At 72.3% G+C, this 20,229-nt stretch carries 13 protein-coding genes; 7 read left to right on the top strand and 6 right to left on the bottom strand.

Annotation, left to right across the window (positions count from 1 at the left end; translation table 11 throughout):
- Positions 1-38: 38 nt before the first annotated feature.
- The 3 genes from ACN268_RS09720 to ACN268_RS09710 are packed head-to-tail and all read right to left on the bottom strand — an operon-like array spanning position 39 to position 3,662.
- Complete coding sequence (locus ACN268_RS09720) at positions 39-1,076, bottom strand: ABC transporter permease (RefSeq protein WP_421482826.1); 1,038 nt, start codon at positions 1,074-1,076, stop codon at positions 39-41.
- Positions 1,069-2,598 carry a sugar ABC transporter ATP-binding protein gene (locus ACN268_RS09715; RefSeq protein ID WP_421482824.1) on the bottom strand — a complete coding sequence of 510 codons (1,530 nt, stop codon included), beginning with the start codon at positions 2,596-2,598 and terminating at the stop codon, positions 1,069-1,071. Before ACN268_RS09715 ends, ACN268_RS09720 begins: the two co-directional genes overlap by 8 nt.
- Positions 2,595-3,662, bottom strand: a complete 1,068-nt coding sequence (locus ACN268_RS09710) for a sugar ABC transporter substrate-binding protein (protein WP_421482822.1) — start codon at positions 3,660-3,662, stop codon at positions 2,595-2,597. Before ACN268_RS09710 ends, ACN268_RS09715 begins: the two co-directional genes overlap by 4 nt.
- Positions 3,663-4,316: 654 nt before the next feature.
- Here ACN268_RS09710 and ACN268_RS09705 point away from each other — a divergent pair.
- The 3 genes from ACN268_RS09705 to ACN268_RS09695 are packed head-to-tail and all read left to right on the top strand — an operon-like array spanning position 4,317 to position 8,078.
- On the top strand, positions 4,317-5,963 hold the full coding sequence (locus ACN268_RS09705; RefSeq protein WP_421482821.1) for an amino acid adenylation domain-containing protein: 1,647 nt from the start codon (positions 4,317-4,319) through the stop codon (positions 5,961-5,963).
- Positions 5,960-7,297, top strand: a complete 1,338-nt coding sequence (locus tag ACN268_RS09700) for a hypothetical protein (RefSeq protein WP_421482819.1) — start codon at positions 5,960-5,962, stop codon at positions 7,295-7,297. Before ACN268_RS09705 ends, ACN268_RS09700 begins: the two co-directional genes overlap by 4 nt.
- Before the next feature lie 16 nt (positions 7,298-7,313).
- The gene (locus tag ACN268_RS09695; RefSeq protein ID WP_421482818.1) at positions 7,314-8,078 is read left to right on the top strand and encodes an enoyl-CoA hydratase-related protein; all 765 of its coding nucleotides are present in this window, start codon (positions 7,314-7,316) and stop codon (positions 8,076-8,078) included.
- Between the two features lie 44 nt (positions 8,079-8,122).
- Here ACN268_RS09695 and ACN268_RS09690 read toward each other — a convergent pair whose 3' ends face one another.
- Positions 8,123-8,803 carry a response regulator transcription factor gene (locus tag ACN268_RS09690; protein ID WP_421482816.1) on the bottom strand — a complete coding sequence of 227 codons (681 nt, stop codon included), beginning with the start codon at positions 8,801-8,803 and terminating at the stop codon, positions 8,123-8,125.
- A 55-nt stretch (positions 8,804-8,858) separates the two neighbouring features.
- Positions 8,859-10,172, bottom strand: a complete 1,314-nt coding sequence (locus tag ACN268_RS09685) for a sensor histidine kinase (RefSeq protein WP_421482815.1) — start codon at positions 10,170-10,172, stop codon at positions 8,859-8,861.
- Positions 10,173-10,720: 548 nt separating this feature from the next.
- Between ACN268_RS09685 and ACN268_RS09680 the strand changes: the two genes are divergently transcribed.
- Positions 10,721-12,256: a non-reducing end alpha-L-arabinofuranosidase family hydrolase gene (locus ACN268_RS09680; protein ID WP_421482813.1), complete on the top strand. Its 1,536-nt coding sequence runs from the start codon at positions 10,721-10,723 to the stop codon at positions 12,254-12,256.
- 394 nt (positions 12,257-12,650) lie between these two features.
- On the opposite strand, the gene ACN268_RS09675 is transcribed toward ACN268_RS09680, so the two are convergent.
- The gene (locus ACN268_RS09675; protein ID WP_421482812.1) at positions 12,651-16,205 is read right to left on the bottom strand and encodes a ThuA domain-containing protein; all 3,555 of its coding nucleotides are present in this window, start codon (positions 16,203-16,205) and stop codon (positions 12,651-12,653) included.
- 524 nt (positions 16,206-16,729) lie between these two features.
- On the opposite strand from ACN268_RS09675, the gene ACN268_RS09670 reads away from it, so the two are divergent.
- From ACN268_RS09670 to ACN268_RS09660, 3 genes are read left to right on the top strand one after another with little or no spacing between them, the layout of a single operon-like run.
- A complete protein-coding gene (locus ACN268_RS09670; RefSeq protein ID WP_421482810.1) occupies positions 16,730-18,253 on the top strand; it encodes a sugar ABC transporter ATP-binding protein in 1,524 nt (507 codons plus the stop codon).
- A complete protein-coding gene (locus ACN268_RS09665; protein ID WP_421482809.1) occupies positions 18,250-19,242 on the top strand; it encodes an ABC transporter permease in 993 nt (330 codons plus the stop codon). The genes ACN268_RS09670 and ACN268_RS09665 overlap by 4 nt, the downstream gene beginning before the upstream one ends.
- 2 nt (positions 19,243-19,244) lie before the next feature.
- Complete coding sequence (locus ACN268_RS09660; protein ID WP_421482807.1) at positions 19,245-20,228, top strand: ABC transporter permease; 984 nt, start codon at positions 19,245-19,247, stop codon at positions 20,226-20,228.
- The last annotated feature ends 1 nt before the right edge of the window (position 20,229 follow it).

The following is a 20,229-nucleotide window of genomic DNA, read 5'->3' as shown; positions in this document are numbered from 1 at the left end:
GTGGGCGGGGCGCGCGGGGTCGGGCCGGCGGGGGCGGTTCAGGTCTGCGCCTTGCCGCCGGTGATGCGGGAGACCACCAGGGCGATCAGGATGACCGCGCCGTTGAGGAAGTTCGTCCACTGTGCGGGTACCCCGGCCAGGGCCAACACGTTGATGATCATGAAGAGCAGCAGGACGCCGGTGAACGCGCCGAAGACGCTGCCCCGGCCGCCGTTGAGGCTGACCCCGCCGATCACCGCCGCCGCGAACACCTGGAAGATCGCGCCGTCGCCCTGGGCCGCCGGCACCGCCGCCAGCCGGCCGCTGATCAGCAGGCCGGCCAGGGCGGCGAGCACGCTGGCCACGACCAGCGCGACCCACAGCACCCGGTCGGTGCGGATGCCGGCGGCGCGGGCCGCGTCGGCATTGCCGCCGATGGCGTACAGCGCGCGGCCGGCGCGGGTGTGGCCGAGCACCACGATCCCGGCGGCGAACAGCAGCAGCGACACCCAGATCGAGGCCGGCGCCCCGAGCCAGCTCGTCGAGCCGAGGTACGTCATCGAACCGGGCAGCGCGAAGAAGGTCTGCCCGCCGGAGATGCCGGTGAGCAGGCCGCGCAGGATGATCAGCATGCCCAGCGTCACGATGAAACCGTTGAGGCCGAACCGGACGATGAGCAGCCCGTTGAACGCCCCGACCAGCGCCCCGACCAGCAGCACCACCGGCACCGCCCAGGCGTCCGGGAGCAGGCCGAGCCCCAACCCCCGGGTCAGCTCCGGGTCGACGACCAGCCAGGCGGCGATGCCCGGGGCGAGCCCGAAGGTGCTCTCCAGCGACAGGTCCATCTTGCCGGTGATCAGCACGATGGTCTGGGCCAGCACGAGGATCGCGATCTCCGACATGCTCTGCAGCACGTTGAGGACGTTGTCGGTGCTGAGGAAGACCGGGCTGATGATCCACCCGACGATCGCCACCGCGACGATCGCCGGCACCAGCGCCAGGTCCCGCAGCCGGGCGACGGCCAGGTGCCGCGACGACGGGCGGGTCGGCGGGGGCACCGACGCCGGCACCGCGCCGGTGGACAGCGTGTCAGACATGGTGGAGGTCCACCCCTTCCATGGCGGCTACCAGATCGTTGTCGCTCCAGCCGTGCGCCATCTCGGCGACCACCCGGCCCTGGAACATCACCAGCACCCGGTCGCAGATGCGCAGGTCGTCCAGCTCGTCGGAGACCACCAGCACGGCGGTGCCCCGGCGGCGGACGTCCTCGACGACGCCGAGCAGGGTCTGCTTGGACCGCACGTCGACCCCGGCGGTGGGCGTGATCAGCACCAGCAGCCGCGGATCGTTGGCCAACGCCCGGCCCATCACGACCTTCTGCTGGTTGCCGCCGGACAGGTCGGCCACCGGCGTCTGCGGCCCGGACGCCTTGATCGTCAGCGCGGCGATGGTCTCCCGGGCCAGCGCGTCCCGGCGGGCCCGGGAGATGAGTCCGTGGCGCCCGATCCGCTGCGGCACGGTCATCGTGACGTTCTCCGCGATCGACAGTCCCGGCACCAGGCCCTCCCGGTGCCGGTCCTGCGGCACCAGCCCCACCCCGGCGGCGAGGGCGTCGGGCACGCTGCCCGGCCGCAGCACCCGGCCGGCGAGGGTGACCGACCCGGCCACCGGGCGGGTCAGACCGACGACGGCCTCGGCGACCTCGACCTTGCCGCTGCCGCCACCCCCGGCGATGCCGACCACCTCGCCCGCCCGGGCCCGCATCGACAGCCGGGCCCCGGACGCGGTGACCAGGTCCCGCACCGACAGCAGCACCGGCGCGTCGGACGCCGGCGGCCGGTGGTCGGCCTCCGGCATGCTCACGTCCTCCCCGGTCATCGCGGCGACCAGCGCCTGCCGGCTCAACCCGGCGACCGGGGCGGTGAGGATGTGCCGGGCGTCGCGGAAGACCGTCACCCGGTCGCACAGGTCGTAGATCTCCTGCAGGTGGTGGCTGATGAACAGGAACGTCACCCCCTGCGCCCGCAGGTCGCGGATCCGGGTGAACAGGCGGTCGATGCCGGCGGCGTCGAGCTGGGCGGTCGGCTCGTCGAGGACGATGAACCGGGCGCCGAAGGACAACGCGCGGGCGATCTCCACGAACTGCCGCTGCTCGACCGAGAGCGTCGCGGCCGGCTGCCGGACGTCGACGTCGACCGACCACTGCGCCAGCAGGTGCTGCGCCTCCCGCCGCAGGCTCGACCAGCGGATCAGGCCGGCGCGGGAGCGGTGGTGCCGGTTGAGGAACAGGTTCTCCGCCACGGTGAGGGTGGGAATGATCGTCGACTTCTGGTAGACGCAGGCCACCCGCCGCCGCCAGGCGTCCCGGTCGGCCAGCGGCGGTGCCGGCCGGCCGTCGAAGGCGACCGCCCCGCCGTCGGCGGCCTGCAGCCCGGTCAGGATGCCGACCAGCGTCGACTTGCCGGCGCCGTTGCGGCCGACCAGGGCGTGCGTCTCGCCGCGCCGGACCATGATCCCCGCCCCGGACAGGGCGAGCGTGGAGCCGAAGCGTTTGGTGACGTCGACCGCCTCGACGACCGGTGGGTCGTCGTCGCGGGGGTGGTGCGGGGCGGTGGTCATCCCTGCCGGCCCCACAGCGAGGGGTCGTCGTACTTCACCGTGGGCTGCCCGGCGACCGGTGCGCCGTCCAGGGTCACCAGGGGTGCCGGGAGTTGGTCCTCCAGCAGGCCGTCGCGCACCTGGATGATGGTGCTGCCGTGGTCGGTGGGGCCGGGCTGGAACGTCTTTCCCTCGATCGCCGCCTTGGCGTACTCCAGCCCGTAGCGGGCGTACAGGTCGGCGGGTTGGCTGACGGTGGCGTCGATCAGGCCGTCGCCGATGTTCTTCAGCTCCTCGGGGATGCCGTCGTTGGACACCACGAAGACGTGCTTCGGGTCGGTCGGCGGCACCTGCAGGCCACGCTGCTTGAGGATCTGCAGGGTGCCCGACAGCGCGAACGACGACTGCATGTAGACGCCCCGGATGTCCGGGTCGGACGCGAAGCGGGTCTGCAACTTCGACGCCGCGACGTCGGCCTTCCAGTCGGTCGCCTCCCCGAAGACCTTGATGCCGGGGAACTCCTTGGCCATGCACTCGTTGAACGCCTCGGTGCGGTCCCGGCCGTTGATCGAGTCCAGGCCGCCCTGGAGCATGACGACCTTGCCCCGGCCGCCGAGCTTGGTGCCCAGGAACTGGCAGGCCTTGGTCCCGTACGCCCGGTTGTCGGCGCGGACCACCATGAACACCGTGCCGGTGTCGGGCCGGGTGTCGATGGTGACCACCGGGATCTTGCGGCTCTCCAGTTGGGCCAGGGTCGGGGCGATCGCGGCGGTGTCCTGCGGGGCCATCACCACCCCCTTGACGCCCTGGCTCATGAAGGTCTGGGCGTTCGAGATGAGGTTCGCGATGTCGTTCTGCGAGTTGGTGGTCTTGAGGTCGATCCCCAACTGCCCGGCGGACTGCGGCACGTATTTGATGTAGGAGTTCCAGAAGTCGGTGTCCGAGCGGGGGTAGTCGACCCCGATGAGCGGCTTGCCGCCGCCCGTGCCGGTCCCGGCACCCCGGTCACCGCAGCCGGCGCTGAGGGCGACCGTCGCGCCGAGCAGCACCGTCAGCCCCGCGCTCACCAGACGTCCGTGGTTCATCGTGTTCGCTCCGTTTCTGCGGAAGTGCTCCGGCGGGCACGGCCGTCGCGTGGGGCGGCGGCCGTACGCCCGGACGGCGCACTGCGGGTCGGGCGTGCTGGAACCTTGCGCCGGCTGCCGGGTCGGGGGACGGCACACGGAAGGCTCCTCCCTGGGTGGGAGGTGGATGGTGCGACATGCACGGTCGAGACATCAGACGTTAGAGTTTCCATTGTGTAACGTCAATGCCCTGCAGGTGACTGCGGGGAGCGGCACGGGGCGGCCGGTCGGCGGGGTGGAGCCCCGATCGCGGCACCCAGACGTCCTACCAATGCCGCGTCCGGTCGGGCGGCCCCTGCCCGGCGTTGCGCCGCAGGTGGCGGCGGCCGGACGGCCCGTCGATCAACGTTAACATCGAAGCCTGTAGTTCTCTGCCGTGCCGGGTCGTCCGCGCCGGCCGGACCGTCGCGCGCCCGATCGAGCCGTGCGACGGGCGGCGGCCCGCCCGCACCCCGCCCGCCGCGCCCCCTCCCGATCCGAACAGCCGTGCGCCGACGCGCGCCGGTGCCGCCCCGGACGGCCGCCGCGCCCCGGATCTAAGAGATTTCCCATCTCCATTGGCAAGCATCGATTCCGATCGCCGCGCAGGGCGGCCGGTCAGAACAGGAGCGGCCCATGTCCGTACGACAGACCACCGACGACACCGCCAGCCACCCGGTCAGCACCCTCCCGGCCGGGCCGGACGGCTGGCGGTCAGCACTGCTGGACCACCTCCCACCGCGCGACCGGCGGCAGTTCCACCGGTTCGGCCAGGGCCCCCGGGTGCCCGCCCCCGACCTGCGCATCCACCAGGCGTTCGCCAGGTGGGCCGCCACCACCCCGGACGCCGTCGCCGCCGAGCACCTCGGGGTACGGATCGGCTACCGCGAACTGGACCGCCAGGCCAACCGGCTCGCCGCCCACCTCGTCGCCCTCGGCGTGCGCACCGGCGACACCGTGGGCGTGTTCACCAGCCGGTCCCTGCCGATGCTGGTGGGCATCCTGGCCACCCTCAAGGCCGGGGCGGCCTACGTCCCGCAGGACGTCCGGATCGCCCCCGCCGGGCAGTTGCGGCAGGTCGCCTCGACCGCCCGCTGCCGGGTGCTGCTGACCACGTCGGCGACCCTGGACGCGGTGCCGGCGTCGCCCGGTGTGCCCCGGCTCGCGGTCGACGAGATGATGGCCGAGCCGCTGCCCCCCGGCGGGTACCTCACCGCCCCCGTCCCGGACCGTCCGGTACGCGCCGACGACGGCTGCTACGTGCTGTTCACCTCCGGCACCACGGGCACCCCCAACGGCGTCACCGTCACCCACGGCAACGTCGCCAACATCCTGCTCACCGCCCCGGGCGACCTGGGGATACGGCCCGGCCGGACGGTCGCCCAACTGCTCAACGTCGCCTTCGACATGGCCGCCTGGGAGATCCTCGGCTGCCTCGCCAACGGCGGCACCCTGCTCGTGCGCGACCGGGACCTCACCGCCACCGCCGCCCGCGCCGACGTGGTGGTCGCCACCCCCTCGGTGCTCGCCCGGATCGACCCGGACCGGTGCGCCGGGGTGCGGGTGGTCGCGGTGGCGGGGGAGCCCTGCCCGCGTCCGCTGGCCGACCGGTGGGCCGCCGGCCGGATCTTCTACAACTGCTGCGGCCCGACCGAGACCACCATCGTCAACACCATGCACCGGCACCGGCCCGGTGCGCCGTTGACCATCGGCCGGCCGACCCCGAACAACACCGTCTACGTCCTCGACGACGACGGACGGCCCTGCCGCATCGGCGAGGTCGGCGAGATGTGGGCCGGTGGCGACTGCGTCTCCGCCGGCTACCTGGACAACGACGCGCTCAACACCGAGCGGTACGCCCCGGACCCGTTCCTCGGCGGCGGCCGGCTGATGTTCCGTACCCGCGACCGGGGCCGCTGGCGCGCCGACGGGGAACTGGAACATCTCGGCCGCACCGACGACCAGGTGAAGGTCCGGGGTTTCCGGGTGGAGCTGGACGCGGTCTCGACCGTGCTGGAGACGGTGCCGGGCTGCCGGCGCGCGGTCACCCTGCGGGTCACCGACCGGGACCTGGTCTCCTTCGTCGTCCCCGCGGAGCTGGACCCGCAGCGGTGCCGGGAGACGGTGGCCGCCGCGCTGCCCTACTACTGCGTGCCGGCGGCCGTGCACCCGCTGCCGGAGCTGCCGATGACCGGCCGGGGCAAGGTCGACCGGGACGCGTTGCACCGGCTCGCCCTCGACCTGCGGTGGCAGTTCGCCCACGTCGAGGAGGCGGCGGCGTGACCACCACCGGTCTGCGACCCGCGTCGACGCCGCCGCGCTCCGGCCCGGCGGGCCACCCCGACGACATGCTTCCCCCGCCGGTGTCGACGCTGCGCCGGGTCCTGGCCCATCCCCGGTTCATGCACCACCACCGGCTCGTCGCGGCGGTGCTCGCCGGCAACGCCGCGCTGCTGGCGTACGGGCTGTCCGCCGGCTGGTGGCACGGCCCCGGGGCCGCCGACACGTTGGGCGTCGCCGCGCTGGCGAACGTCGCGCTGGCCGTGCTGATCCGCCAGCAGTACGTGATCAACCTGCTGTTCCGGCTGGCCACCCGGGCACCCACCAGCTGGCCGCTGCGGGTGCGGGCCACGTTGGGCAAGGTCTACCACTTCGGCGGGCTGCACGTCGGCGCGGCGCTGGCCGGCACCGCCTGGTTCCTCGCCCAGCTCGGCGCGTTGGCCGTGCGCGGCGGCCCGGCGGGGGCGCTGGTCACCGGGTACGCGGCGGCCGCCCTGCTGCTGGCCGTCGTCGGCACCGCGCTGCCGCCGGTGCGCTCGCGCAGGCACGACCTGTTCGAGCGCACCCACCGCCTCGGCGGCTGGGCGGCCCTGCTGCTGCTCTGGGCGCAGGCCGGTTTCCTGGCCGGCGGGCCGGTCGCGCTGGCCACCTCCCCGCAGGGGTGGGTGCTCGCGGTGCTGACCGCCAGCATCGCCCTGCCCTGGCTGCGGCTGCGCCGGGTGCCGGTGGTGGTGCGGCGTCCGTCGTCGCACGTGGCGCTGGTCCACTTCGACCACGGGGTGACGCCGTTCCCCGGCTCGTCCACGGCGGTCAGCCGCAGCCCGCTGTGGGAGTGGCACTCCTTCGCCAACGTGCCGACGCCGGGCCGCAGCGGGTTCCGGTTGACCGTCAGCCGGGCCGGTGACTGGACCGGCCGGTTCGTCGACGACCCGCCGCGCCGGCTCTGGGTGAAGGGGATCAGCACCGCCGGGGTGGCCAACATCGAGACCCTGTTCCGCCGGGTGCTGTACGTGGCGACCGGCAGCGGGATCGGCCCGGTGCTGCCGCACCTGCTGGCCGGGCAGGTGCCGGCCCACCTGGTCTGGGTGGCCCGCCGGCACCGGGAGACCTTCGGCGACGACCTGGTCGACGAGATCCTCGCCCACCAGCCCGACGCGCTGCTGTGGGACACCGCCCGCGACGGCAAGCCCGACATGCTGCGGCTGGCCTGGCAGGCGTGCCGCCGGTACGACGCGGAGGCGGTCATCTGCATCTCGAACCGTCCGCTGACCTGGCAGGTGGTGCGGGGCATGGAGGAACGCGGGGTGCCCGCGTACGGCGCGATCTGGGATTCCTGAGGAGAGGGAGGCGACGATGAGGATCACCGTGGAGAAGGACGACCGGGTGGTGACGGTGCGGTTGTGCCGGCCCGAGGTGCGCAACGCGCTGGACACGGCGCTGCTGACCGAGCTGGTCGAGACGCTGCGACCGCTGGACCGCGACCCAGGGGTGGGCTGTTTCGTGCTCACCGGCTCCGACGAGGTCTTCGCGGCCGGGGCGGACATCCGGGAGATGGCCGGGAAGTCCTTCCTGGACGTGGCGTTGGACGACCACTTCGCCGGTTGGGACGCGTTCGCCGCGCTGCGTACCCCGAAGATCGCGGCGGTGGCCGGCTACGCCCTCGGCGGCGGCTGCGAGCTGGCGATGATGTGCGACCTGGTCTTCGCGGCGGACAACGCCCGGTTCGGGCAGCCGGAGCTGCGGCTGGGGGTGATGCCCGGCATCGGCGGCACCCAGCGGCTGACCCGGCTGATCGGTCCGGCGCGGGCGATGGACCTGGTGCTCACCGGGCGGCAGCTCGACGCGGCGCAGGCGTACCGGTGGGGCCTGGTGTCCCGGGTGGTGCCGACGGACCGGCTGCTGGCCGAGGCGAAGGCCGCGGCGGCGGTGGTGGCCGGGTATCCGAAGCTCGCGACGATGCTGGCCCGGGAGGCGGTCCGGCAGGCCGAGGAGGTCGGTGTGCAGGCCGGGGTGCTGTTCGAACGGCGGGCCTTCCACGCCCTGTTCGCCACCGAGGACCAGCGCGAGGGGATGGCCGCCTTCCTGGAGAAGCGTCCGGCCCGGTTCGCGGGGCGCTGAGCCGCCGCGCCGCCCGGGGCCCGTCGGGGTCCCGGGCGGCCGGCTCACAGCGCGCCGATCTGGTAGCCGAGGCCGTGCACGGTGCGCACCACCCCGTCGCCGAGCTTGCGGCGCAGGTAGTGCACGTACGTGTCGACGACCGCCTCGGTGCGGTCCGCGCCGAACACCCGCCCCCGGAGCTGGCTGCGGCTGTGCACCATCCGGGGGTGGCTGGCGAGCAGCCGGATCAGCTCGAACTCCCGGCCGCTGAGCGTCACCTCCCGCCCGTCGGGCAGCCGCACCCCGCGCTGGGCCAGGTCGAGCTGACCGGCCCCGATGGGGATCAGCTCGGCCCCGTCGAAGCGGCGGCGGGTCAGCGCCCGGACCCGGGCCATCAGCTCGGTCACCTCGAACGGTTTGGGCAGGTAGTCGTCGGCGCCCGCGTCGAGGCCCCGGATGCGTTCGTCGAGGTCGCCGAGCGCGCTGAGCATCAGCACCCGGGCGGCGACGGAGCGCCGCCGCAGCCGGATGAGCAGGTCGACCCCGTCGATGGCCGGCAGCCGCCGGTCCAACATGATCACCTGGTAGGGGCCGCGCAGCGCCAGGTGCAGGCCCCGCTGACCGTCGCGGGCCAGGTCGATCCGGTACCCCGCCCGGTGGAACAGCTCGACCAGCATGTCGGCCAGTTCCGCGTCGTCCTCGACGAGGAGCAACGGGCCGTGCGCCGGGGGTGACGGGTCGGTCATCCGTTCATGGTCGCACCGAAACGGCAGAAGGTTGACCGGTGGAATTTCTCGCCGGTCAGAATCTGCTGGTCGCGCGGTCCCCGCCCGCCCGGTCCCGGCCCGCCCACCAGCGCAGGGGCCACCGGCCACCGCCCGGGTCGCCGTCCGTCGGCGGACCACCGGCCCGCCCCCCGTCGCACACCGGCAGCCGTACGGTGAAGGTGGCGCCCGCCCCGGGCCGGCCGGTGGCGTCGATCGTGCCGCCGTGCGCGGTGACCACCTCGCGGACCAGCGCCAACCCGAGCCCGGACCGGCGGTCCCCGGCGTCGGGGCCCCGGTGGAACCGGTCGAAGATCCGGCCGGCGTGCCGGGGGTCGAACCCCCGGCCGGAGTCACTGACCACCAGCTCGACCCGGTCCGCGCCCGCCGGACGCAACCGCACCTGCACCCGCCCCCCGGCCGGGGTGTGGTGCAGGGCGTTCGCCAGCAGTTCCGCCACCACCCGGAGCAGCGCGGGCCCGACACCGCGCACCGGCACCGGGTGGTCCGCGCCGGTCACCCCGAGCGTCACCCCGAGGGCGGCGGCGCGCGGCGCGTCGGCCCCGATCGCCTCGACGACGAGCGCCGCGAGGTCGACAGTGGCCGGCGGCCCGGTCATCGCCGCCGGATCGGTCAACCGGGCCGACAGGAGCAACTCGTCGACGATCTCCCCGAGCCGTCGGGTGGTGTGCAGCAGCCGGTCCAGGTCCTGCCGGTCCGCGTCGTGCGCCGCGCCGGTCGTCCGCTGGGCCAGCAGTTGGGCCGCCGTGTGCACCCGGGTGATCGGGGCCCGCAGCTCGTGGCTCGCGTCGGCGACGAAGCGGCGTTGCCGGTCGAGCGCCTCGGTCAGCGGCAGCACCGACCGGCGGCGCAGCCGCAGGTCCGTCGCGGTCGCCGCGACCAGGACGGCCAGCGCGGCGGTCGACACCGCCCACAGCAGGTAGCGCCGTTCGGCGAGCTGGAAGCGGGCGTCGAAGACCACCTGGACGACCTCGCCGTCGCGCCACTGGGTCCGCACGTGGTAGACGGTGCCGTTGCGGGCGACCTGGCCGACCTGCGGGCGGCCGGTGCGGGCCACGGTGTGGACCGCCCCGTGCTCCGGGAACCCGGCCGGCGGCGCGCCGCCGTGACCGGTGTCGCTCGCGCCGCCGAAGATCCAGGTGCAGCCGGACGGGTCGGCCGGTCGGCCGTGCACCATCGCCCAGTCCAGCTCGTGGCGGATCCTGGCCTGCTGGACGTGCACCAGGGCGGCGTAGCCGACCCCGCCGGCCAGCGCCAGCAGGGCGACGACCAGCAGCCCGACGGCCAGCCCGGTGCGCGGCCGGGCGTGGGTCGCCCGTATCCGAGGCATCCGGCCGGGGTCACCGCCGGCGCGTCGGCCGGATGCGCCGGTCAGCGGCATCGCGCCGCCACCCCGTGCCCGCGGGTCCGACCTCGTCCGCCTGCCCGGCAACCGACCCGCATCCATCGAAGATGACACATCACGCACCGGATCGGAAGGGATCACCATCGCCTCCCGGATGCCGGGCCGGGCCGGCGTTCCCGGGACCGGGGACGCGAAGGGTGAACGTTAACACCCGGCCGGGAAGGTTGACCCGGCAACGGGTCGTACCCGGTGGTGGTGGGGTGGGCAGGTGCCCGGGGCGCGACTCTTGAGCGGCCCGAAACGCTCTGGTAACATCGCCGGATCTGAATGGAGCCCCTGCCGGTCCGTTCGCCCCCACCAAACCGATCATGCACCCGTTCGACCCGCACCGATCGATGTGAGCGTTCACACTTGCCGGTCGGCTCCGTTTCGACCACGGAGTGTCGGTCGGTCGGACCACCTGAGGCCCTCGGCGACCACGTCACCGGGGGCCGCCGCGCAGGGGCCACCCGTCCTTGAGAAGGAGCACCCCCATGCACCTCCCGACTGAGCATCCCGGCCCGGCTCTGCGCCGTCCCGGCCGACGGCGCTGGCTGCTGTCGGCGGCCACCGCGCTCGTGACCGCCCTGAGCGGCGGTGCCGTCGTCGCGGCCACCGCGACGGAAGCCGCCGCGGCCACGATCGACACCGGCGCGTCGTACGTGCTGGTCAACCGCAACAGCGGCAAGGCCCTCGACGTCTACAACCTGGCCACCAACGACGGGGCCCGGATCACCCAGTGGACCCGCAACGACGGCAGCCAGCAGCAGTGGCAGTTCGTCGACTCCGGTGGCGGCTACTACCGGTTGAAGTCGAAGCTGTCCGGCAAGGTGCTCGACGTGTCCGGCAAGTCGACCGCCGACGGCGGGTCGATCGTGCAGTGGACCGACAACAACGGCACCAACCAGCAGTTCAGCATCCAGGACATCGACGGCTACATCCAGCTGATCAACCGCAACAGCGGCAAGGCCATCGAGGTGCAGGGCGCGTCCACCGCCGACGGCGGCAACATCGTGCAGTACGCCGACTGGAACGGCACCAACCAGCAGTGGCAGCTCGTCAAGCTCGGTGGCACCACCCCGCCGCCCACGACCCCGCCGCCGAGCGGCAACTGCACGCTGCCGTCGTCGTACCGCTGGTCGTCGACCGGTCCGCTGGCGCAGCCGAAGGCCGGCTGGGCGTCGCTCAAGGACTTCACCATCGCCCCCTACCAGGGCAAGCAGTTGGTGTACGCCACCACCCACAGCAGTAGCGCCACCGGTGGCTGGGGTTCGATGAACTTCGGCCTGGTCGACAACCTCAACCAGCTCGCCACGGCCCCCCAGAACACCATGAGCCAGGGCACCGTCGCGCCGTCGCTGTTCTACTTCGCGCCGAAGAACATCTGGATCCTCGCCCACCAGTGGGGTCCGACGTCGTTCTCGTACCGCACGTCGACCAACCCGGCCAACGCCAACGGCTGGTCGGCCCCGCAGCCTCTGTCGACCGCGTCGATCACCGGTTCCACCACCGGCGTGATCGACCAGACGATCATCGGCGACGACCAGAACATGTACCTGTTCTTCGCCGGTGACAACGGCAAGATCTATCGCCAGATCATGCCGATCGGGAACTTCCCGGGCAGCTTCGGCTCCAACTACACGACCATCATGAGCGACACCTCGGAGAACATCTTCGAGGCGCCGCAGGTCTACAAGGTCGCGGGCCGCAACCAGTACCTGATGATCATCGAGGCCCGGACCAGCTCCTGGGAGCGCTACTTCCGCTCGTTCACGGCGACCAGCCTGGGCGGCACCTGGACGCCGAACGCGACGACCTACAACAACCCGTTCGCGGGCAAGGTCAACAGCGGTGCCACCTGGACCAACGACATCAGCCACGGCGAGCTGCTGCGTACCAGCGCGGACCAGACGAACACGATCGACCCGTGCAACCTGCAACTGCTCTACCAGGGCCGTTCGCCCAGCTCCGACGGCGTGGACTACGGCCTGCTGCCCTACCGGCCGGGCCTGCTCACCCGGCAGCGCTGAGAACGCGCACCGGCGGACCTCGGGGGCTCCTGAGGTCCGTCGGTGGCCCGGGACGGACCGGGCCGTCGGACCACCTGAACGGCATGTGCACCACCGATCGGCAGGGCCCGCACCTCGGGCCCTGCCGATCACCGTTTCCGCACCGGGGCCCGGGGCGGGGCAGTACCGACCTGTCGGCCGGGACCGTCAGGTGACGTCCACGACCGGCAGTCGCGTCAGGTGACCGCCCGGCGGTGATCCGACGTCCCGCTGACCACCGCGCCGGCCCGAGACCGGGACGGTCCGCCCACCGCCCAGGGTGGGCGGGGCCCCGACACGACCGCAGAGGGCCGGCTCCGACATCCGGAGCCGGCCCTCCCGGCCTACCGCCGCCGCGACGGCGGCGGACCGTGCGTCACACCTGGGTGAACCGCCACTGCTGGTTGCTGGCGCTGTGGCAGGTCCACTGCAACAGCCGCGCGCCGTCGGCGGTGGAAGCACCGTTGACGTCCAGGCAGAGCCCGCTCTGCACGTTGCGCACCGTGTAGACCCCGGCGGTCGTGGTCGCCGTCGCGGTGAACTTCTGCTGGTTGCCGTTGTTGCAGGTGGCCTGCTGGAGGAACGCACCCGCCGTGGTGGAACCGCCGATCACCTCGGCGCACTTGTTGCTGTGCACCGCCCTGAGGTAGACCGCGCCGTTGCCGGCGTCCACGGCCTGCCACTTCTGGTTGTTGCCGCCGGTGGCCGCCCACTGGGTGAGCTGCGCGCCGTCGGCGGTGGAGACGCCACTGACGTCCATCAGCTTGCCGCTGTGCAGCGCGGTGAGCGTCCAGGTCTTCCCCGCCACGCCGGTGCCGGTTCCGGTGCCGGGCTGGCCGACACCCGCCCCGCCGAAGGTGTGCGAGTCGAGGTCGAACCAGTTGTTCGTGCTGCCCTTGAACACCAGGTAGAGCGGGTGCGTCCCGGACAACGCGGCCACGTTCACCGGCGCGGTGGACTGGTAGTTGTTCCAGCCGCCGGTACTGGGCACCGGGGTGGTGGCCAGCAGCATGCCGGTCGGCGAGTCGGCCCGCAGCTCGATCGTGCCGCCACCGGACGGCGACGACAGCCGGTAGCTGACCGTCGAGATGCCCGACAGGCTCATCGGGTTGAACGCGATCCAGTCGTTGTTGGAGATGTCACCGACCCGCTTGGTGCTCTCCGCGGCGGCCTGGTCGACGACCCGGACGCCGGAGCTGCTGCTGAAGTACTCGGCCTGCTTGTGCTTGGGTTGCAGGATCGCCTGCGCCGTGCCGGTGAGCGGGGACGAGCCGCCCGGGCCACCGCTGTCGGTGTAGCGGGCGTTGAGCACGTAGAACAGGTTCGCGCCGTCGGGGTGCCCGCCGAGCAGGTCGGTGGAGATGGTGCCCGAGCAGCCCGGGTACTCGGTGGTCTCGTGGGCGTGGTCGTCGTGACCCAGCGCCGGGTTGACGACCACCTTGGTGCAGTCGACCGTGCCGCCGTCCGGATCGGTGACGCTGATCTGGTACGACACCTTGTCCCCGAAGGTGAGCATGCCACCGTTGGCCGGGGTGGTGATGGTGACCACCGGCGCGGAGTTGCCGACGGTGATCTGGACGTTGGCGAAGCCCGTCTTGCCGGTGTTGTCGGTGACCTTCAACTGCGCCGTGTAGTTGCCGTTGGTGGTGTAGACGTGCGACGGGTTGGCCGCCGTCGAGGTGGTGCCGTCACCGAACGTCCACTGGTAGCTCAGCGTGTTGCCCGGGTCCGGGTCGGTGGTGCCGGCGCTGCTGAACTGGACGTTGAGCGGGGCCAGACCGCTGGTGGGCGTACCGACGGCCTTGGCGATCGGCGACCGGCCGCCCTGGATGTAGTCGATCCGGTAGAGCCCGGAGTCGCTGTTGCCGCCACCGAAGTTGGTGCCCCACTCCAGCACGTAGAGCGAGCCGTCCTTGCCGAACTCCAGGTCCATCGGCTTGTTGAACCGGCCCCCGGGCAGGAACGTGTTGGTGCGGGTCACCGCCGTCGCGGAGTCGAAGTGGACCTCCTTGATGTAGCTGCGGGACCACTCGTAGAAGAAGTGCACGCCGTCGTAGTAGGGCGGGAACTTGGTGGCCGACGGGTTCGCCGGGTCGTACCGGTAGACCGGGCCGCCCATCGGGCCGGAGCCGCCGGAGCCCAGCTCCGGGAAGGTCGACGAGGTGCCGTAGCCGTACCACATGTTGGGTGCGACGACCGGCTTCAGGCTGGTCAGGCCGGTGTTGTTGGGGGAGTTGTTGACCGGGGCGTTGCAGTTGAACTTGGCGCCGACCACGCCGGTGTCCGGGTTGTACGGCGCGTAGGGCTGGTTGTCGCCGTGGCAGAACGGCCACCCGTAGTTGCCGGGCGACTTGATCACGTTGAGTTCGACCAGGCCCTCGGGGCCCCGGTTGGTGGTGGGCGGGTTGCGGTCCGGCCCGTAGTCGGCCAGGTAGACCCAGCCGTTGGCCGGGTCGATCGAGAACCGGAACGGGTTGCGGAAGCCCATCGCGTAGATCTCCGGCCGGGTCTGCGCCGTACCCTGGGGGTAGAGGTTGCCGCTCGGGACGGTGTAGCCGCCGGTGTCCGACGGGCGGATGCGCAGCAGCTTGCCCCGCAGGTCGTTGGTGTTGCCGGCGCTGCGGGCGGCGTCGAGGTTGGACTTGCCGGAGCGCCAGTCCAACGGCGCGTAGCCCTGCCAGTTGGGGTCGAGGTTCGGCGGGGTGTCGTCACCGGTGCCGATGTAGAGGTTGCCGTCCGGGCCGAAGTCGATGTAGCCGCCGGTGTGGCCGGGCTCGGGGAAGGTGCGGTCCCGGTACGCCGGGATGTCGATGATCCGCGCCTCGGTGGAGAGGTTGAGGGTGTCACCGGACAGCGTGTAGCGGGAGACGCGGTTGACGTCGGTGCTGCTGCTCGCCGGCGAGTGGTACAGGTACACGTAGCCGTTGGTGGCGAAGTTCGGGTCGATCGCCATGCCGGTGAGACCGTCCTCGCCGCCGGTGTAGACGCTCAGGGTGGCGGCGGTCACGGTGCTGTTGGTGCTCGGCTTGAAGATCTTGACCTGGCCGCCGCGCTGGACGTACATCACCCGGCCGTCGGGCAGCACGTTCAGCGCCATCGGGTCGACCGTGTTGTCGTCCAGGGTGCGCTTCTCGAAGTTGCCCCACACGGTGCCGCCGCAGTCGCCGGGCAGGTTGCCGGCGGCCCACTTCACGCCGCCGAGGACGTGGTTGCGGAAGTTCGTCTCGCTGTAGGAGTCGATCGCGTGGCCCATCGCGGTGGCCCACACCCGCCCGCCGGCGGCGCTGCGGCACCAGGAGATCGGGTGGTCCGGGCCCATCGCCCGGGACCCCGGGTTGTACGTCCGCTCGTCGGCGGTCACCAGCACGTGCACGTTGCCGCGCGGGTTGCTGTCGAAGTTGTACCACTCCTCGCTGCGGTTCCACCGGTCCGGCAGACCCGTCGTGGACGGGTGCTGCTTGTCGGCGACGATGGCGGTGCCGGGCAGCACGCCGGGGGAGTGCTCGGGCATGTGGGCGCCGCCGTTGAGGGTCTGGTCCCACCAGGGGTACTCGCCCTCGATGCCCATGTCCAGGGCGTTGTGGATGCCGACGATGCCCTTGCCGCTGGCGAGGTAACCCTCCACGGCCTGCCGTTGGGCGGCCGAGGTCCAGACCATGCCGGAGGTCTGGAACATGATGATCACGTCGAAGGTGGCGAGGTTGGCCGCGGTGAAGACGCTGGAGTCCTCGGTTTGCACCAGCTCGAAGTTGTTCGCTGCCGCCTGCTGCTGGAACATGCTGATCCCGGCGGGGATCGAGTCGTGCCGGTAGCCCACCGTCTTGGTGAACAGCAGGGCGCGGAAGGCCGGAGCCGCCGACGCGGGTGGTGCGAGGCCGAGCGACAGTAACAACCCGGCGATCATGCCGATGAGCAACGTGGTACGACGCATGCCGTCTCCTAGGTGTCGGCGGGAACTTCCGGTGGCGACCACGGCCCGCCCGCGCGTCCGGTGGACGCCGGGACGCGCAGCGGGCGCGGGCGTGCTGCCCGGGGTCGGCGTGCCGTCCGCCGCAACGGCCGTCCGCCCCGCATCACGTCACGCAGAGTGACGTCGGTGATGTGCTCGCCCGGTGGGCCGCGAGGCCAGGATGGGTCAGTCATCGATGACTGTCAATGGAAGGGGCAAGGTTCGATGTTTCGACGGTTCGACCGTGGGCGCGCGGCGACCCCCCGGCCCGGCATCGACGCCGCTCGGGTGCTCGAACCGGCGACCCGTGAAGATCGAGGATTGTGGACAGGCATCGAAACATCTATCTTCATACGTGTGATGTTTCGTCGATGTCAAGGAAAGTTTGCTCCTTGACGACGTAAGCGCTCACGAGCGACAGCGAAAGTTCACCGGCCGGCAGCTCGACCGTGCCGGACGCGGAACATCAACCACGCCGATGACTACTTACTGTGAGGGTTTCCGGGATGCCCGATCCGCCGCCGGCACCGCTGCTGACCCTGCGGGGCATCGGCAAGTCCTTCCTCGGGGTGCGTGTGCTCGACGGGGTAGACCTCGACGTCGCACCGGGCGAGGTGCACGCCGTCGTCGGGGAGAACGGGGCCGGCAAGTCCACCCTCATGAAGATCGTCTCCGGCGGGTACGCCCCGGACGCGGGCACCGTCGAGGTCGCCGGTGAGCGCCGGGTCTTCCGGGGCCCCCGTGACGCGCAGCGGGCCGGGATCGGCATCATCCACCAGGAGTTCAACCTGCTGCCGGAGCGCACCGTCGCCGAGAACGTCCACCTCGGGCACGAACCGGTCCGGCGCGGGCTGGTCGACCGGCGGGCGATGCGGGAACGCACCCGGGACCTGCTCGCCTCGATCGGGGAGGCCGACCTGGCCGCCGACACCCGGGTGGGGCGGCTCGGTGTCGCGCAGCAGCAGGTCGTCGAGATCGCCAAGGCGCTCGCCCTGGACGCCCGGCTGCTCATCATGGACGAACCCACCGCCGCCCTGGCCGACCACGAGGTCGAGCTGCTCTACGGACTGGTCCGCCGGCTCCAGCAGCGGGACATCGGCGTGCTGTACGTCTCGCACCGCCTCACCGAGGTCTTCGACCTGTCCGACCGGATCACGGTCCTCAAGGACGGCCGCCGCGTCACCACCGTCGCCACCGCCGACACCTGCACCGACGACCTCGTCCGGCACATGGTCGGCCGGGAACTGTCCAGCTACTACCCCGACCGGGCCGGCCCCGACGACCTCGGCCCGGTACGCCTGACCGTCCGGGGCGCGGGCAACCGGAAGCTACGCGCCGTCGATCTGGACCTGCGGGCTGGGGAGGTGCTCGGTGTCGGCGGCTTGCAGGGCTCCGGACGCTCGGCGCTGGCCCGTGCGCTGTTCGGCGTCTCCCCGTTCACCACCGGCGACGTGAGGCTGGACAGCCGGCCGGTGCGGCTGCGCTCGCCCCGTACCGCGATGCGGGCCGGCATCGCCTACGTCACCGAGGACCGTAAGGGGGAGGGGATCGTGCCCCGGCAGTCGGTGCTCGACAACGCGCTGCTCGCCGGGCGGGCCGTCTTCCCGGCCCGCTCCGGGCACGCCGCCCGCGCCCGCCGGGTCCGTGACCTGCTCGCCACCGTCGAGGTCCGTGCCGCCGGCGACGACCAGGAGATCCGTTTCCTGTCCGGTGGCAACCAGCAGAAGGTCGTGCTGGCCCGCTGGCTGGCGCTCGACCCCCGGGTGCTGCTGTTCGACGAGCCGACCCGGGGCATCGACGTGGGGGCGAAGTCGGCCATCCACGACCTCGTCCGCCGGCTGGCCCGCGACGGCGCGGCGGTGCTGATGATCTCGTCGGACCTGCCCGAGCTGCTGGGGATGAGCGACCGGATCGTCGTCATGCGCGACGGCCGGATCGCCGGCGAACTCCCCGCCGGCGCCACCGAGGAGGACGTCGTCGCCCTCGCCGTCGGCCACACCCCGCAGCCGCGAACGGAGATCGACCGGTGAGCGCGAGGAGCGCGTCGGGCGTGCTGTCGTTGCTGCCGGCCCGACGCCCCGTGCCGGGGGTGTTCGTGGCGCTGGCCCTGACCCTGGCGGTCGGCTGGCTGGTCGTCCTGGTCGACGGCGGGCAGCTGTTCAACCAGGCCACGACGGTGAGCCTGCTGCACGTCGCCGCCGGTCTCGGGCTCGTCGCCGTCGGTCAGACGCTTGTCATCCTCGGCGGGTCGCTGGACCTCTCGGTGGCGTACGTGATCAGTCTGAGCACCCTGGTCGCGGCCGAGACGATGAACGGCAGTGATGGCGCGCTGCTGCCGGCGGTCGGCCTGGCGCTCGCGGTCAGCGCCGGGGTCGGGCTGCTCAACGGGCTGCTCGTGACCCGGTTCCGGGTCAACGCGTTCATCGCCACCCTCGGCGTGGGGTTGCTGCTCAAGGGGTACCTCGACAGCAACTACGACGGACCGGCCGGGGCCACCTCGCCCGCGCTGGTGCAGTCGTTGGGCTACCAGCGGGTCGGTCCGGTGCCGTTGTCCTTCCTGCTGCTGCTGGCGTTGACCGGGGCCGTCTGGTTCGCGCTGTCGCGGACCCGCTTCGGGCACCACCTGGTCGCCGTCGGCGGTGATCCGGAGGTGGCCCGGCTCTCGGGGGTCCGCAACGACCGGGTCCTCGTCACCGCCCACGTGCTGTGCTCGCTGTGTGCCGGGCTCGCCGGGATCTACCTGGCCAGCCGGCTCGGTTCGGGTGCGCCCCGGGTGGGCACCGAGGGCCTCTACGACCTGGAGTCGATCGCGGCGGTGGTGATCGGCGGGACCGCGCTCGCCGGTGGGCGGGGCGGGGTCGTCGGCACGGTCGGTGGGGTGCTGCTGCTCGCCAGCATCGACGCGATCTTCAACCAGCTCGAGGTGGACGCCTTCTTCAAGCAGGTGATCCGGGGCGTCATCATCATCGCCGCGGTCGCCGTCTACGCCCGTCGGGCCCTGCGGAAGGCGGCGTCCTGACCATGCCGACCGTCGCGCGTCGTGCGCTGTCCCCGATCCGCCCACGGGTACGCCCCGGCGGGGTGCTGCCGATCCTGGCCCTCCTCGCGGTGCTGCTGGTGCTCGTCGGCATCCGGCAGCCCGACTTCCTCGACCCGCCGTCGCTGATGTCCTTCCTGGGCCGCTCGGCGCCGGTCATCCTGCTCGCCGCCGGCCAGTACTTCGTGATCGTCTCCGGTGAGTTCGACCTGTCGGTGGGTTCGCTGGTCACCGCGCAGGTGGTGGTGGCGGCCCGGCTGATCGACAGCGACCCGACCCGCACCTGGCCGGTGGTGCTGCTCCTGTTGGCCTTCGGCGCGCTGGTCGGGCTGGTCAACGGGCTGGTCACGACGCGGCTGCGGGTGCCGTCGTTCATCACCACCCTGGGCATGTTCCTGATCCTGGTCGGCGCGGTCTACCTGTGGTCCGACGGCGCGCCGAAGGGCGGGCTCTCCGAGGAGTTCCGCCGGTTCGGCCGGCGGGCGATCGAGGACGTGCCGCTGCTCGGCCGGGTGCCGTACGCGCTGCTGGTGTTGCTGGTCGTCGCGGCGCTCGCCGTGCTGCTGATGCGGTCGGACTTCGGCCGGACCCTGGTCGCCGTCGGCGACAACGCGCGCACCGCGCAGCTGAGCGGGGTACGCGTCTGGCGTACCCGGACGGTCGCCTTCGTCCTCAGCGGGCTCGCGGCGGCGGTGGCGGCGATCCTGCTCGGCGGCTACAGCGGGGTGTCGTTCCAGGCCGGGGCGGGCCTGGAGTTCGGGGCGATCACCGCGGTGGTGCTCGGTGGTGTCGCGCTGGGCGGGGGCCGCGGCTCGGTCGTCGGCGCGATGCTCGGCGCGCTCTCCCTGGAGCTGCTCTTCGCGCTGATGAACTTCTACGGCGTCTCCGGCGCCCTCAGGTCCACCGTCCAGGGCGCGATCATCCTGCTCGCCGTGGCGGTCTCGGCTACCCGTTCGTCGTCTCGATAAG

The organism is Micromonospora sp. WMMD735 (assembly GCF_049178995.1).
Classification (GTDB): Bacteria; Actinomycetota; Actinomycetes; order Mycobacteriales; family Micromonosporaceae; genus Micromonospora; species Micromonospora wenchangensis.
The sequence above is the reverse complement of the archived record's forward strand: the minus strand, read 5'-3'. Positions and strand labels throughout refer to the sequence as shown.